The sequence below is a fragment of the Pseudomonas sp. AU12215 genome (assembly GCF_001675465.2).
Classification (GTDB): Bacteria; Pseudomonadota; Gammaproteobacteria; order Pseudomonadales; family Pseudomonadaceae; genus Pseudomonas; species Pseudomonas nitroreducens.
Genome location: NZ_MACM02000160.1, coordinates 13,144 through 27,406, shown reverse-complemented (window position 1 = coordinate 27,406; position 14,263 = coordinate 13,144). Strand labels below are relative to the sequence as shown.

Annotated in this window: 15 protein-coding genes; 7 read left to right on the top strand and 8 right to left on the bottom strand. The window is 53.8% G+C overall.

Going from position 1 to position 14,263, the window contains the following annotated elements; all coding sequences use genetic code 11:
- Positions 1-344: 344 nt before the first annotated feature.
- The 3 genes from A9513_RS24900 to A9513_RS36805 all read right to left on the bottom strand — a co-directional run bounded on the left by A9513_RS24900 (position 345) and on the right by A9513_RS36805 (position 4,519).
- On the bottom strand, positions 345-2,894 hold the full coding sequence (locus A9513_RS24900; protein ID WP_065085834.1) for an autotransporter outer membrane beta-barrel domain-containing protein: 2,550 nt from the start codon (positions 2,892-2,894) through the stop codon (positions 345-347).
- Between the two features lie 527 nt (positions 2,895-3,421).
- On the bottom strand, positions 3,422-3,805 hold the full coding sequence (locus A9513_RS24895) for a hypothetical protein (RefSeq protein WP_065085833.1): 384 nt from the start codon (positions 3,803-3,805) through the stop codon (positions 3,422-3,424).
- Positions 3,806-3,862: 57 nt separating this feature from the next.
- Positions 3,863-4,519: a 3'-5' exonuclease gene (locus A9513_RS36805; RefSeq protein ID WP_065327856.1), complete on the bottom strand. Its 657-nt coding sequence runs from the start codon at positions 4,517-4,519 to the stop codon at positions 3,863-3,865.
- Between the two features lie 194 nt (positions 4,520-4,713).
- On the opposite strand from A9513_RS36805, the gene sppA reads away from it, so the two are divergent.
- Complete coding sequence (sppA, locus tag A9513_RS24885; protein ID WP_065085832.1) at positions 4,714-5,649, top strand: signal peptide peptidase SppA; 936 nt, start codon at positions 4,714-4,716, stop codon at positions 5,647-5,649.
- A gap of 650 nt (positions 5,650-6,299) precedes the next feature.
- Complete coding sequence (locus A9513_RS24875) at positions 6,300-7,817, top strand: helicase HerA-like domain-containing protein (RefSeq protein ID WP_065085830.1); 1,518 nt, start codon at positions 6,300-6,302, stop codon at positions 7,815-7,817.
- Here the strand turns inward: A9513_RS24875 and A9513_RS24870 are convergent.
- Positions 7,774-8,508, bottom strand: coding sequence for a hypothetical protein (locus A9513_RS24870; protein ID WP_065085829.1), 735 nt, complete (start codon positions 8,506-8,508; stop codon positions 7,774-7,776). The two genes, A9513_RS24875 and A9513_RS24870, sit on opposite strands and share 44 nt — an antisense overlap.
- A gap of 95 nt (positions 8,509-8,603) precedes the next feature.
- On the opposite strand from A9513_RS24870, the gene A9513_RS35785 reads away from it, so the two are divergent.
- Positions 8,604-8,894 (top strand): hypothetical protein, encoded by a 291-nt coding sequence (locus tag A9513_RS35785; protein WP_141678511.1) that lies wholly within the window; start codon positions 8,604-8,606, stop codon positions 8,892-8,894.
- Between the two features lie 145 nt (positions 8,895-9,039).
- Here the strand turns inward: A9513_RS35785 and A9513_RS24865 are convergent, their stop codons facing one another.
- Positions 9,040-9,573 (bottom strand): hypothetical protein, encoded by a 534-nt coding sequence (locus A9513_RS24865; protein ID WP_065085828.1) that lies wholly within the window; start codon positions 9,571-9,573, stop codon positions 9,040-9,042.
- Positions 9,574-9,578: 5 nt separating this feature from the next.
- A complete protein-coding gene (locus A9513_RS24860; RefSeq protein WP_065085827.1) occupies positions 9,579-9,848 on the bottom strand; it encodes a hypothetical protein in 270 nt (89 codons plus the stop codon).
- Positions 9,849-10,043: 195 nt separating this feature from the next.
- On the opposite strand from A9513_RS24860, the gene A9513_RS24855 reads away from it, so the two are divergent.
- Positions 10,044-10,268 carry a hypothetical protein gene (locus A9513_RS24855; RefSeq protein ID WP_255302890.1) on the top strand — a complete coding sequence of 75 codons (225 nt, stop codon included), beginning with the start codon at positions 10,044-10,046 and terminating at the stop codon, positions 10,266-10,268.
- Positions 10,269-10,468: 200 nt separating this feature from the next.
- Positions 10,469-11,275, top strand: a complete 807-nt coding sequence (locus A9513_RS24850) for a hypothetical protein (RefSeq protein ID WP_065085826.1) — start codon at positions 10,469-10,471, stop codon at positions 11,273-11,275.
- Between the two features lie 667 nt (positions 11,276-11,942).
- Here A9513_RS24850 and mvaT read toward each other — a convergent pair.
- Both mvaT and A9513_RS24840 read right to left on the bottom strand, forming a co-directional pair.
- Positions 11,943-12,311 (bottom strand): histone-like nucleoid-structuring protein MvaT, encoded by a 369-nt coding sequence (mvaT, locus tag A9513_RS24845; RefSeq protein ID WP_065085825.1) that lies wholly within the window; start codon positions 12,309-12,311, stop codon positions 11,943-11,945.
- A 57-nt stretch (positions 12,312-12,368) separates the two neighbouring features.
- Positions 12,369-13,037, bottom strand: a complete 669-nt coding sequence (locus A9513_RS24840) for a hypothetical protein (protein ID WP_065085824.1) — start codon at positions 13,035-13,037, stop codon at positions 12,369-12,371.
- A gap of 139 nt (positions 13,038-13,176) precedes the next feature.
- Here A9513_RS24840 and A9513_RS24835 point away from each other — a divergent pair, with 139 nt between their 5' ends.
- Positions 13,177-14,037 (top strand): SprT-like domain-containing protein, encoded by an 861-nt coding sequence (locus tag A9513_RS24835; RefSeq protein ID WP_065085823.1) that lies wholly within the window; start codon positions 13,177-13,179, stop codon positions 14,035-14,037.
- Positions 14,027-14,254 carry a hypothetical protein gene (locus A9513_RS35780; protein WP_141678510.1) on the top strand — a complete coding sequence of 76 codons (228 nt, stop codon included), beginning with the start codon at positions 14,027-14,029 and terminating at the stop codon, positions 14,252-14,254. The genes A9513_RS24835 and A9513_RS35780 overlap by 11 nt, the downstream gene beginning before the upstream one ends.
- The last annotated feature ends 9 nt before the right edge of the window (positions 14,255-14,263 follow it).

The window sequence follows — 14,263 nt, the reverse complement described above, 5'->3', positions numbered from 1 at the left end:
CCCAAGCTTTGCCGTCCCCCTCGAGGTACACGCGGAGACTGTCTGAGTCCGTGTTACCTGGGATCACTGTCTGTATGAGAAATCTCCCTGTGTCGATGACTAAAGGCAGGCGCCCTTGCTGAGCTGCGTCTGAGTAGAGAAGCTGGGTATGGTTTGTGCAGCCAGTGACACCCACGAGTGGGAAAAAGAGCCAGAGAATTGCGTTTTTGATCATGTGTCTTGTCGCCCGGCAGGATCCGTATTCTTAGTAGAAGCATCGCTCATCTCGTAATTATGCAAGTCTTCTTCAATCGTAAATTCAGGCAAAAAAAACCCGGCCGAAGCCGGGTTAAAGGTTTGGTTGGTCAGAAGTCGTAGCGAACTTTGCCGATGAAAGTGTCGGAGTCGAACCCGGACTTGGTCAGACGCTCATAGCTTGCACCGACAGTGACGGCGCCCAGTTTGTAGTCAGCCCCCAGACCCAGCTCGTAGCTGTCACGAACCGGGTTGGCGCCAGAGACTACGAAGGGCAGGCCGCCCTGTACGAATGCGCTGGTGCTTTGAGAGCGGTCAGCAGCAAAGTCGTGGTATGCCATTGCCTTCAGCTCAGGTGTCAGTGTGCCGTTGCCCAGTTGCAGATCGCTGGCGATACGGAAGCCAGCGCCTACTTCGGCGACTTCGTAGCGCTGATCCTGGATGGTGAGGGCCGCCGAAGATCCTTTTTCGGAGTAAGAGTCGATCGAGATATTGCTGTAGCGGGCTGCTACGCGCGGTTCGACAAGCAGATTGCGATCGACCTGGATTCCGTAGCCGGCGAGAAGGTTCACACCCAGCATATCGCTGTCATAGCTGCCTTTGGCGGTGGTGCCAACAATGTTGCGCTTGGAGTCGTTGTCGTTGATCGAGTAGGTGAGGCTGCCGTCGACGAAGAAGCGACCTTGTTCCCAGCTGCCGTACAGGGTCAACGCATTACCATCCACATCCACCTTGTTACCGCTGTCCGACTTCACGTTAGTAGTCAGGTAGCTGTAGGCGAGGCCTACGGTGGTTGCATCGTTTACCTTGCCGTCAACACCGATAGCGATACCGTTGGTGTCTGCATCGAAACCTTCGACTCCACCGCGCTCGTTCTGATCAGAGTTGTTGTTCAGGATCTGAACCCAGGCGCCGGTCTCTGCGAAAGCTTCACCGGAGGACATGCCGCTGCGCAGGGAGCTGGTGCGATTACCGATCGCACTGGCCACTACGTTTTGGCCGGAGAGTGCAGCTTGGGTGCTACCGCCATTGATCTCAGGAAGCAGTTGTTTGGCAAGTGCAGCACGCTCTTCTGGGCTGGCATATACGAAGGCCTGGTACACGGGGTCGTTTACATCCATTTTCGACAGGATGCTGACCAGCGACAGGAAGGACGCTTGGCTGTTCGCATCGGCACCACTTTGCTCGATGATTTCCTCGATCTGCTCTTGCTCGAGCATGCCCAGGACCGCAACCAGTTGGTTCCCCTCTTGCTGGAAGCCTTTGACCTCGAGCAGGTACGAAAGCGAGTTCACCCGCACGCCTTCGTCTTCCAGGCTACCGGCATCTACCAGTACATAGCGCTGACCTTCTGCACCAGGCGCGAAGTCAATAGGGCGTGCCGCCAGGTTGATGTTGGAGCCTTCGCCAAAACGAGCTGTTTTACTTACGGTCAGAACACCTTGATCCGGATTGGTGGTCGGCGTGATGTAGAACTGGAGGGAGCCGCCGGCGGCCACATCGATATTGCCGTCGATGTTCACGTGCTCTTTGTCGAAAGCCAGGTAGGACTGGGAGCCGACGTTAACAGTACCGCCTACAGACGGGGTGGCGCTCACCGCACGAATGCTGTTTCCGCGGAAGCCGGCATAGCCGAGTACGTTCACCGTCCCGACATCCAGGATGTCCCCATCGATGTCTCCGCCACGCCAATCCAGCGTGATGTTCTCGCCGGAGCCTTTGATTGCAGCTTCGCCGCCGCGAATGACGCCACCGTTTTGGTTGATCACCAGAGAGCTGGCTTGTTGCGCGTCAGTGATTTTGATGCCGTACTTGGCGCCGTCGATGGTTCCGGAGTTAACCACGCCATTTTGCTGCGATGGCAGTTGAAGCTCGGTCAGCTGGGTCCGGCCGTCGATGTCGACTGCAATAGAGGCATCCCCGGTGGCCTGAATGGTGCCGCTGTTGATCAGTGTGTTGATCAGGGAGTCGGTTACACGGACGCCGCGGGAAGACTCGCCATTGGCTTGAATGGTGCCATGGTTCACGATCGAAGAAACTTCCGACTCTTCAACGTAGATGCCCATAGCGCCGGCGCCGGTTGCCGCGATGGTGCCGGAGTTGATTACGTACCCACCAAGCTGGCTATCGTCCACATTGATGCCGCGACCTTCCGCACCTTGAACTTGGATGGTGCCGTCGTTTCGTACGTCGCCCAGGACGGCGCTGGTGTCGATGAGATAGCCGATTGGTCCCTTTTGGTCCAGTTCGTCGAAAGCACCGCTGACGTTGATTGTGCCGCGGTTGTTGAGGCCGCCATTGATGGTAGAGCCATCAATCTCGTAAGCGATAGAGCGCTTGCCGCTGATATCCAGGGTGCCCAGGTTGGTGAGGTTGCCGAAGAGCACAGTCTCACTGTTGAGATCAAACCCGGTGCTGTAGTCGCTGACGCTTACGAGGTTGGCGGCGTTGACGACGTCGCCCCAGATCTCCGAGCCACTGAACTCAGCGATGTCGCTGTCCAGAGTGCTGGTGCCGGTCAGGGTGAAGCCGTCGACTTGTTCTTGCCCGTACTCCAGAGCCTGAGTCTGGCCGGTCATGTCGATGTCGGCGGCCTGCGCGCTGATAGCTGCCGCCGAGATGGCCAGCGCGAGCAAGGATTTCTGGACTGTCTTCTGCATGTACGTTCCCTTTCTACTTTTGGATGTGGGCTCAATAAGTGTTGGAGCCGCCTCGTTTGAGGTGAGTCCATCGTATGAGGGTTTCCAAAAGTGCAAGGGGGGTGTCCGATCCAGAATTGGGATCATGGAGTCGGCTTTTTAAGAGAGGGCTTCGATAGGCGCCACCGCAATGCTACGATCTATGCTCAATTCCTCTTCGGAGGCAGGTCAGCTTGACCTGGGCTTGTCCGATTAAAGCAACCTAAACCCACAGGGGCTCCTAACCCCTATGGGGCATGGAGTCCTCCAATCGCTAAGGAGTCTCCATGTTTCTATACTTCGTTGCCATGTACATGAATTCTTTAAGGTACGAGCCGGTGTTCACCACTTGCGTCGTGGTTGGAATTGTCGTCAGCGCATGTACTCTGACCTATCTGATCGATCGCCTGGTTTACCGGAAATGAAAAAAGCCCGCGGCTCTTGAGCACGCGGGCTTTTTTTTATTTCGAGTGAGGCGGGACGGGCTGCTGGAAGAAAGCTGGCAAACCCTACTCCCGGAGGTGCCCTTGGTAGAAAGAGCTGCTCAGCGAAAGCGCCTGGTCAAGGACGTCATCCAGTGAATCACCCAGCCCATGCCTCGGGTGCCCCACAAATAGCCCGAGGTACGTCTCCTGCAGCTGGAAGGGTAAAGCAACTGCATCTGCAAGAAGCTCACAGACTCTATTGAAGTTCTCGCTCAGAAGGCTCGTAGCTTCACCCAGTATGAGGTCGGCTTTCTGGCCAGAGATTGCCAGTGCATGCTTAAAGTCACCTTTCGCCCATGCCGCTACGCCGAGAGTGATGCGCTCCCCTGAGCAAGGGATCAGCTCCGCATAGATCGGAACCCATGTCGCTTCAACTGGTGGGAAGGGAGGAATTTCGAGATTGTTCATCGCGGAGACCTTGTTGATTTCATAGGTATGGAGTTGCGCGCATATGAGAAAATACTTTCAGCTAGTCGTTAAAATGCAAGTCTCCTCTGGCTCAGTTCTGGTCAGATATTGCCGCGCGAATTCGGGCCCCATCCTCGTGAGAATGGCGTCGAGCAATCGGGCAGTCGTGAGCACGTCGCCATGTGCTCGATGAGCTGGTCCTGACTGTACCTGGTACTTGTCCGCCGCTTGCCCAAGGGTTCCCTTTTTGCCGTGAAGCCCTACCCAAATGTCCCTTACGTCAAGCTGGTTCACAGCTATCAGCGGATCCAAGCCATATCGCTCGGCATTTCCCTGTATCACCTTCAGATCATAAGGTCGCGAGTTAAATCCGCAGACGAGAGTGGTGCTAAGCCCCTTTCGCAGTCCGTTAGCGATCCCAAGAAAGGTTGGGGCGCCCTTCACGGCCGGTTCGTCAATTCCATGCACTTTTGTCGCTGCCCAGTGAATAGGAACCTCTGGGTTTACAAGCGTGCTAAAGGCAGTTGATTGGCCGTCGGGTGGAATCTGGATGCTGGCGAACTCTACGATTCCCAAGGACCTATGAGCACCAAATCCTGTCGATTCAAGGTCGATAACCCAAACAGGAAGGTTGATGAGTGCAGCCAATTCCGCAATCGCTGGAAAGCACTCAGCAACCTTGGTTGGGGTGGGTAGCCTAGAGGGACCGTTCATTGGGTTCATTCCGGATGCACGAAGTACCTTCGTGGTGGTTTTTGCAGAATCGTACAAAGTGACCGTCGCGAATTACGGGGAATCCGCTACCTCCTGGGGGAGCGGTTCCCACTCTTTGGGTCTGATTGGCTGCCTGGAAATTTCTGTTAGCCAGAAAATCGGGTTCATCACAGACACCCAGAGAAGAGGTAGTAATGAGTCGGGCTGAAGAAACTCTTGAGCACCTGGTGCGAGATCTCATCCGAGAGCGGAGAGCGTCGCGACGAAACAAGATGCTGATGTGGGGTGGGGCCTTCTTGCTGTTTGCGGCTGCCCTGGTAGCAGAACGTTTCGCAGCAGGCGACTTGGATAGTGCTACAGAGTTCACTGCCAGGGTCGACATCAACGGGCCGATTGCCGATGGTGAGTCCGCCAGCGCCGAAAGCATCAAGAAGAGCCTGGCAAAGGCTTTCGATGACAAGCGTACCAAAGCTGTTGTACTGAAGATCAACAGCCCAGGCGGCAGCCCGGTCCAGGCCGGCTACGTGTACGACGAGTTGAAGCGGCAGCGGGCCCTGCATTCAGAGGTAAAGGTCTACGCCGTGATTACGGATTTGGGTGCTTCAGGTGCCTACTACATTGCAAGTGCGGCCGACGAGATCGTTGCTGACAAAGCGAGCCTTGTAGGATCTATCGGCGTCACTGCCGCGTCCTTTGGCTATGTGGACCTGATGAACAAGTTGGGCGTGGAGCGACGGTCTTATGTTTCGGGTGAGCACAAGGCCTTCCTGGATCCGTTTCAGCCGCAAAGCGATGAAGAAACGCAATTTTGGGGCAGCGTTCTGCAGACAACCCACAAGCAATTCATCAACGCGGTCAAGGCTGGCCGAGGTGAGCGTTTGAAGGCTCAGGATCACCCTGAACTTTTTTCTGGTCTCATTTGGTCAGGTGAGCAAGCGCTGGAATTGGGCCTGATCGACCGACTTGGTGATGTCGATTACGTGGCGCGTGAAATTGTGGGCGTCAGCAAGCTGGTTGACTTCACCGCCAAGGACAGCCCATTTGACCGCTTCGCTAAGCGGATGGGGGCTTCGGCAGCAAAAGAGCTTTCGATGAGTCTCGGCCTGGATGGGCTCAAAGTAGAGCTGTGACCAGCAGCTTGCTCTTTCGGGAAATGCAGTACCTTGGAGTGACTAAAGTTTAGGACGCCCCTTATGCTGAAAACCACATCCGATCTCTCCCTCCTGTTCCATGTGCTCCGTGCAGCTATTTCCCATGAAATGCCGGCTCTCAATCCAGCCGAAGTATCTGCCGTAGTCGAAAGGTGGGAGAGGCCGGATGGGGTCGTGAGTGCGGAGCGGATCTGCACTGCGATTCTGCTTGCCGCCGAGAGTTTCCTTGATTCCATTGGGGAGCTAGTCGGCGCTGACAAGGCAGGCGCGGACTCCTGGCTAAACAGCTGCTCCCCGCTGATCTGTGGTGCGCTGCACGACATATTTGAGCATTGCCTGGCGCAGAGATCCCGAGATCAGAGGGTCCTGACGTTCGATTTTCTTGCTGGGATGTCAACCTTTAGCAAGGTTCTGCAGCATGTCGCAGAAACAGGTGAAGATATCGGTCAGGCCCGTGTAAGAACGGCTCGAATGACCCATGGGCTACGGCGGGTAGCTTAGATCGATCCTAGTTAGGACCGGCTTAGGGAGCGGATAGCCCCCAGACCACTCCGGCCGACAGTTACCTTAAAGGCATTAGGTGAAGCACATTGCGCTTCCTTCTGTCTTCAGGGTACTGACGGTTAGGCATGAAAATTCATTTTGGCTTTAATGCCGCGGATTGGAAGCAAAGGAAAGAAAAGGTCCCAGTGATCTGGGATTCTGACGCCCTGGTAAATGGCCATACCTTGTTGGTAGGTATGAGCGGGGCTGGCAAGACAACCCAACTTCGTAAAGCAATCAGCCACATGCTCCAAACGGCTGACTGTGTCCCTCGCGTCCATGTGTTCGATGTGCATGGCGATATCGAAATTCCAGGCTCAAGCTCTGTTCGGTTCTCTGAACAAACGAATTTCGGATTTAATCCTTTGCGAGTCAACCCTGACCGTGACTTTGGCGGGGTCCGCAAACGAATTCAGTCTTTCATGAGCACCATGAACAAGGTCATGAGGCAAATGGGCCCAAAACAAGAGGCCTGTTTGAGGAACCTCCTGTTGGATGTTTATGAACAGTTTGGTTTTAGTCTGAAAGACCCAACCACCTGGGTGGTAGAAGAGGAGACCGCTGTTCTCCTTACCGATGGGTCTGACAGGCTGTATATCGATGTGCCGCGCGGGGAAAAAGATGAAGCGAAAACTCTTGGCGCAAAGTGGAGCGGGGCTCCGTTGTACTGTTGGTACATAGCGCCTGACGATTATGTTGGGGCTATTACCCGTTGGCCGCCGAAGCTCATAGCGCGCACCCATCCAACTATTCAAGATGTGCTTCGCTTCGCCAAGAATGTTCTACAAATGAGCTTTCTTGGAACCGGGGCCGAGGCAGTAACCAATTTGGAGATTGCGTGTAAGGCAGCAGCTTCCTACAGAAAGAAAGTAATTGCCGAACTCCGAAAGGGGAATACAACGTTTGAGGATGCTTCCGCAAAGGCGGATCTTGATAAGGCAAAGCGTAAGGCAATCGATACCTTTACGACCTATGCAGATTCAATTACGACAGGTAAAGAAATTGCCAGCTTGATGAAGTACGACTCTACGGATGTTTTAAAGTCTGTAGTGGATAGACTTCAGAACCTTGATGCCATCGGGATATTTAAACCGAACTCACCTCCGTTTGATCCTGGTGCCGCTGTATGGAGGTACGACATTAACGCGCTCAGCATGGAGGAGAGAAAGCTCTTTGTTCTATTCAAGCTGGAGGAGCTTTTCCAAGCGGCCGTTGAGCGAGGCGTGCAGGAAAACATAGTCGACGTAATTGTCCTCGACGAGGCACACATCTATTCCGATGACGACCCAGACTCGATCATCAATACAATCGCGAAGGAAGCTCGAAAGTTCGGAGTTGCATTATTCTGTGCGTCTCAATCGCCAACTCACTTTACTAGTGATTTCATCGCTTCAGTGGGGACTAAGATCGTGCTGGGGATTGATGAGGGTTACTGGAAACAGTCGGCAACCAAAATGCGCCTCGCAGAGGAGGCGCTAGCGTGGGTGCGAGCTACACAGACAATGCTCGTGCAACTGAAGACCAAAGGAGAGACTAAAAATGACTGGTATTGGACAATTATTAGTTCTTCTCAGGGGGCGGTAGATCAGGAACGAGTGGCTTAAAGTGTGAGTACTCTTCGAGGGTGGGCGTGTAAGGATTAGGCATTAAAGGATCAAGATCCGGAAACTCTTCTCTTGCCTTGGCTAAGGCTGCACGAAATGCGCCCTCAAAGCCCCTCTCCAAAATTGAGAATTGCTTCGTAGTTGGTCTGTCGGAGTCGCCTTGGTACCTGACCAGGAAGATCAGCTTGTTGGTGGCTATGTCCGAGATGAGGCTTATCCGCTTAACCCGGCCCTTTCTGATAGTAGGTGCTTTGCGAATCTTTGCACTGCCCTTTATCTCAAAGAGATAGTTGTCACGTATCCAGCGTGCCCTCTTCTTGGCTCTCTCTAGCCCCATGCGCTTGATGCTTACCCTTGCAACATGCTGCCTTGATACAACCACGCGTATAGAAGTGGTTCCAATCATCTCCAGGCAGGCGTCGCTTTGGTCGCCTGAGTTTTCAATTTCGAGCGCCACCTGACCAAGCCCATCCTGGGATATCCCGCCCTCGCGTAGCGCACGAAGAAGCCCTAGCGCGATGTTGAAGCTAGGGTCCGTCATTTCGCTGAAGCGTTGGATGGCGAAGTCGTAAACCTCCGGATTTGAAATGTTGAGAATAAAGTCTCTCAGAGCACGCGAATCCTGAGTGTTTGCCAACCTGAGCTCTTGAAGCACGCTTACTGTTATGCCGGTGATGTGCTGAACATCCATCCCTTCGGTACCTCGCAGTTTGCCCCTCTCGTAGGGGCGAATCAGCTGCAACCGAAACCCAGGGCGCATGAAGATAGGTGCAGGAGGAGTTTCCCATGCAACGTATTCAGGCTCTGTTATTCGGTTTAACTGCAGCTTTACCTTTCACTGCATTCGCAGACCCGGCAGCCAGTGATGCGCTAGTCGCCCGCTTTGCTTCAATCGCGCTCCCAATAGCAAAGGGAGCAGTGCTTGAGGACAGTAAGGGCTGTTTCTGGTGGGTTCGAAATGGAGAGAAGGCGCCTGAAGTTGTCGCCTTAGTTGATGATCAAAAAGGCATTCAACTCTGTGTTTCTCAGCGACCAACTTTGCTTGGCCCAGAAGTAAGCGGCGGGGATCGGGAGTGAGCTCGGCTAGAGCTGCTGTCGTGAAATGAAGCTGCGGGGGTTGTATTCATTTGCGCCTGGTCCTGGTCGAACTCTTGCCGATGCGGCAAGCACGAACCTAGTTTCCAGTAGTTCTGAAATATGCAACCCCTAGGTGCGGCGCGGGCTAGAAGCCAAAGAATCGCTTTATTGACCCCAGGACCGAGTCGCTAGCTTGTTGGTCTGAGTGCGTTTCCAATGCTGTTGCGCTACGGTATGCCCGGATCAGAACCCCATCCCTGGCGAGCATTCTATAAACGCACATATTGGCCTCTGGAGTCGGTTTATCCAGTTGATAGCCATAGTGAGTGCTGATGAATTTTGCGACGGCTGCGCTTCTTGATTTACCTGCTTGGCAATTAACTACGATCGGTTGTCGCAACTCGACGATGGCCGCGATCCTCTGGCGCATGACCTCTGCCCGATCCTCCAGAAAGTAGTCCCTAAACCGCGTCTCAAAGTCACCGCCATCACCGCCAAACAGAGCAATCGTGTCCTCGTCAAAGCCGGCGTCGATGAAGTAGTGGTAGCTGACGCTTGCCCATCTGCTTTCGTCTATTGCTGCTTTGTCCTCTGGGCCGTCTGATATGGAAATCAGATGGTATCCATCCGAGGGCAAAGCTTCCTCTGCATCCCTTCTGGAAAGGAACGTTACCTGCATCAGCGTTACTTCGAGGAAGCGACTGTGGGAGGGTTGAAGCAGTAGCCGCCGTCGGGGTTGTCCAGGTGAAGAGATGTACCCGCTAGAATGGCGTCAATGTCGCCAGCTGTCATGGATTTGCTAATCATCTTGCAGCCCTTGCTCGCTATGGCGATCGGATTCACCAAGCCGTGACCGTTGGCGATGATGATCGTGCCGAGGGCAACTGCGCAGGCTAGACCTGCAGTCAGGGCGAGCTTCTGTTTATTGAGCCGGGGGAAGGCGGTGGTGTTCATGTCGGGCTACCTGATAAACCATGTGTACCGACTCTATTCCTGCTGAATGGCAACGTGGTTTGGATCCGCCCCATTTCGTGGAACGCGAAAGTCCATTTTCAAAGCCTTCCTCAAGATCCTCTATTGGGTGCGGATTGAGGAGTGGGCGAATACTCCCGGCCCTAGGATGTCATGCAGACAAAAAGGAGGTTGGCCGTGTCGGACTACGAAGCGCCTGGTGGTGATGTTGTTGAAGTAATTGGGGTTGAGGACCTCCTCACCTCTCCTGGAACCAGCTACTGGTTACGAGACGCGATCAACTCTTCGATGAAGCGAGACCCAGTAGACGCTTTGTCTGATGCCGAGGTTTTGCTTGACGTGCTCCGCCGGCGACTTTCCCTTGTCGAGCTCGAGTCCATGAAGCTCTTCAGTAAGCCTTAGGTGCAAGACTCATCCCGCCGGAGCTGTTGGAGTCGAAGTACCTTCGTCGACGGTTTTTCTCTTGCCCGTGGGGCCGCATTACATCGGACCCGCGGTCGTTTCGTGTTTTCCTGTTTTCACGAAATGTGTAAACCTGCTCCCCCTTGCGGTTTTGGAAGCGGTGGTAGCCTCAAGCTACCTTTTGACAAGAGAAGTCAGCGATGTCGGCGACGGAAATTTTGGACACCCAAAGGATTCATTGGGGATTATGGAAGGGTTGGTTTGCAGGCGCGTGGCCGCTTTTCCTGAATGTGCTGCCCTTATACCTGGCTGTGACCTTCAGCTTTGCAGTTTTCTCGGTGGGGTTGCTGCTGGTGCTGGGTCAGACGGTATTTCATGTTTTCTCCCTTTCCAGCCCCTTGATCTTCATCGTACTTGCAATATGTATGTCGCGAGCCGGGCTTCTGCCTCGCGATAGGATTGTGGGCTGCAGTGTTGGGCCAGGCTCGCCGTGGCGGTCCTGCTTCCACATGGCCACGCCATTTGCGCTTGTGATTGCCTTGCTGCTGAACACGATTGCTGTGGCGATCATGCTCAAGGCAGATCTGGCGGCGTGGGGGAGTGGAGCGTTGCCTCGGCTTAGCATTCCGGCCGATCTCTTCACAAGCGAGAAGAAGTATCTTCTTGTCATCCTGTACACGACTGCCATAGAGCAGCAGCTCGGTTTCATGCCGTTCATGGTCATCATGGGTGGCAGGTTTGAGCCTCACTTGGTTGGCCGAATGATGGCAGGGCAGTTGACCTGGGCCCAGGCAAAAGCCAAGCAGGCGTTGCTGTCCAAGAAAGAGAAATTTGTGCTTGGCCCATTTCGGCTCTTGGTGCTTGGAGGGGTTGCGCTCCAGTTCTCTGCGAAACACATGAACGCCGCAGTCAACCACTATGCGCTTTGGCTTTTGATTGGAAGTATTTTGGGGTGGCTTTTCTATGCCTGCCTGCTGGCCCAGGCGAGTCGAGATATTTCTGACTGAAAATAAAAAACCCGGCCGAGGCCGGGTTTTTTATTGAGCAACTCTTGCGATTGAGTTTTGAAGCAAATGTGAGAGCCTGGCCTGCCCTTTACGGGAGACCCCTGCAATGCAGGGAGGAGGTGGGCTGCTCGTACCTTTCGATCATAAGATCTAATCGGTGACACAGACCCAACAAGCCATCTCTGCACTGCAGTTGTTATTTCGGAGCAAGCTCCGGAGGCACCGACTGCGGGCCACGCTGATCACTCATACTGACGTGAGCAGGTCATTCGCACATGACACCCTCTATGGCGGGCCACCGTCTGGACGTATCGTATTCATTGTCGCCGGCAGAGAAGTGCGCTCGTTTGCAGAACGCTTGCTGCTGGCGGAGTAGCTTCAATTGCAATCAACTGACGAGCAGTCGAGGCACTCATGAGAGCCTGGCTTTCGTTAGTCAACGAAGCGAGGGTGTGAGAAAGGTGTTTTCGTTCGGGAAGACCCATGGAGAGTCGCCACGAGCAGGAAGATTCCTGCAAAAAGATGGGTGCTGGGAAGCAGCTACGGCGTGAGCCGGGTCAGCAGAGCTGACGAAAGAGACCGCATCATGCCAGCGGCGAAAGCAGGACGCAACTGCCACCAGAAAAGAAAAACCCCGCCGTAGCGGGGTTTTCATCGGCGCTAGGGCTTAGATGATTTCTGCCCAGCTTTCGACTGTGTCTGCACCCCACTTGGCCTTCCATTCCTTCAGCGTCTTGTGATTGCCGCCTTTGGTCTCGATGACTTCGTTGTTGTGTGGGTTGGTGTAGCGCTTGACTTTCCGGTTGCGTTTACCACCGGCCGGGGTGACAGCAAGGCGGGGTTTCCGCGCGCTTTCGGGATCCAGGATGGCAATGATGTCGCGGAGAGATTTCCCATACTGGCCCATGAGCTCGCGGAGCTTTTCGCTGAACTCGAGTTCCTTCTTGAGCTGATCGTTGTTTTCAAGGTTCTTCAAGCGACCTTGAAGCTCCTTAATGGCTTCCTCAGTGGCGCGGTACTCATTGATAAGGGACATGCCTGGCCTCGTTTGGCTTTGTGAGTAAGAAGGATAGTATCAGGGTGGTTTGAAAAATTACAAACCTTGATTCGGTGTGGCTTGGCGCCTCCGCTTAAAGCGAGCTTGAAGCTTAGAGATCAGGCCTTCCCCAGTGTAATAACGATACTCGTGGCCGGACGCAAAAACCGCAAAACCGACCAGTATTTTCCCTGCTCCGTAAAACAAGATAACCGAAGTAATGTAGACCCCGATTGGCATCGCAGAAAGTATGTAGGCAAAGATAAGCATTAAAGAAAGATTTGCTTGGAAGCGAGCACTATCAGTGAGTTGAGGCATATGGTTGGCGGCTCGCGCCCGCGCATAGAGCATGATTAAGCCGGTGATAATCAGGCCTAAGGCAGGAAGCCACAGATTGGCAAGCCCTAAAGCATGGATGATAAAAGTGGACGGAGATTTCTTAAGTTTTCTCTCCTGCGCTCGCCCCTTGCATATACCTTTCCAGATAGAGGCGTGTCTTGCGGTAAGAAAAACCGGAAATCCAATTCCGAAAACGATCATTATTTGCTTTAACAAGGTGTCAGAGATTCCTTTGTTAAAGCCCAAGGCTGTTGCGCCTACTTCAATAAGGGTTGCACCAATTAACCCCCATAGCGCCAGGTGTTTCAGGTTTTTTCTCCAACCAAAGAAGAGTCCCAGCGCAATGGCATAACCAATAGTTAACATGAGAAGTAATTTGGGGGTCATATCTGAATTCCAGTTGATTTCTGAAATCCATTATGAGGCTGGAATCAATGCTCATTGAGTCCATCTGGCCCTACTGAGGGTACCAATTCCTGACTAGAGGCCGGGGCACTACCTCATTCTTGTAGGGTGAGGAGGGCGTATGGTCGATTTGGTTCGTCAGGCCACGGACAAGGTTCGTGAGTCTTTATGCATCGCGGAAAGGCACTTTTCGAAATCGTTCGCACTCGACGACGTGCTTTTCGATCTAGGAGGGGAGGCAGCGGGGCAGTTGGTCTATAGCAAGAAGAGGGCATCCTACAAGATCAGGATCAACCGCAGCCTGCTTCAGAAGGACCCGAATCATGTGATTAATCAGACGATTCCCCATGAGGTCTCACACCTTGTGGCCTTCCAGGTTTATGGGCCAAAGATTGCACCTCATGGACGCGAGTGGCAGTCCGTGATGCGTGATGTGTTTGGGCTGCGCCCTGATAGGTGTCACAGCATCGACACCTCATCAGTCTCTCCGAAACCTTTCGTTTACACCTGCACTTGCCCCAAGCTGTTTCGGTTGTCCAAGCGAATGCATACCAAGCTTGCGACGAAGCGTAGGACCTACAAGTGCAAGCAGTGCTTGGGTCCCTTGGTCTATAGCCACGAAGAAAAGCTTCATGTCGAGTCCCGCGTGATGGAACATTTGCTCGTTGTCTCCAAGGGCCAGCCATTCAGTGCTGAGCATGCGAAAATGCTACGGGATCTTGTGAAGGGATTTTCAGTGGGTAGGGTATCCGTCAGATACGAGGGTGTCCGTGGTAGGGGGATTCGATCCCTGATCTCAGCCCTAAAGCTCGATGAAAGCGTGGTGTCGGCCGAGATGATTGGTAAAAGCTTACCTGGGGCCGTGTCACACGCAGTTTTCTTTGCATGCCCAGGTGACGAGAGATCACTACAGGCGGCGAAAAAACTCCGGGAGCGATCGGCAGTTGTGCGTGTATTGAGGCATCCAGGTTATGAAGGCTGAAGTTGAGCAGGTGAAGGGTAGAAAGCATAGGCGGCGTGGTGTGCAGCTTGACCTGTTTTCTCCTGTAGATGATGCCGGTAACCTGCTGACCTGCAGTGATGGTACGGCGCAGCTGCATTTTGGCTTGATGCCGGACACAGCCCTGCGGGTGCTAGACGGAGCAGATATTGGTTTCATGTGCGGAGAACGTTTTATCGAATCGGGAAGCCCTTGGTAGCGGCATAAA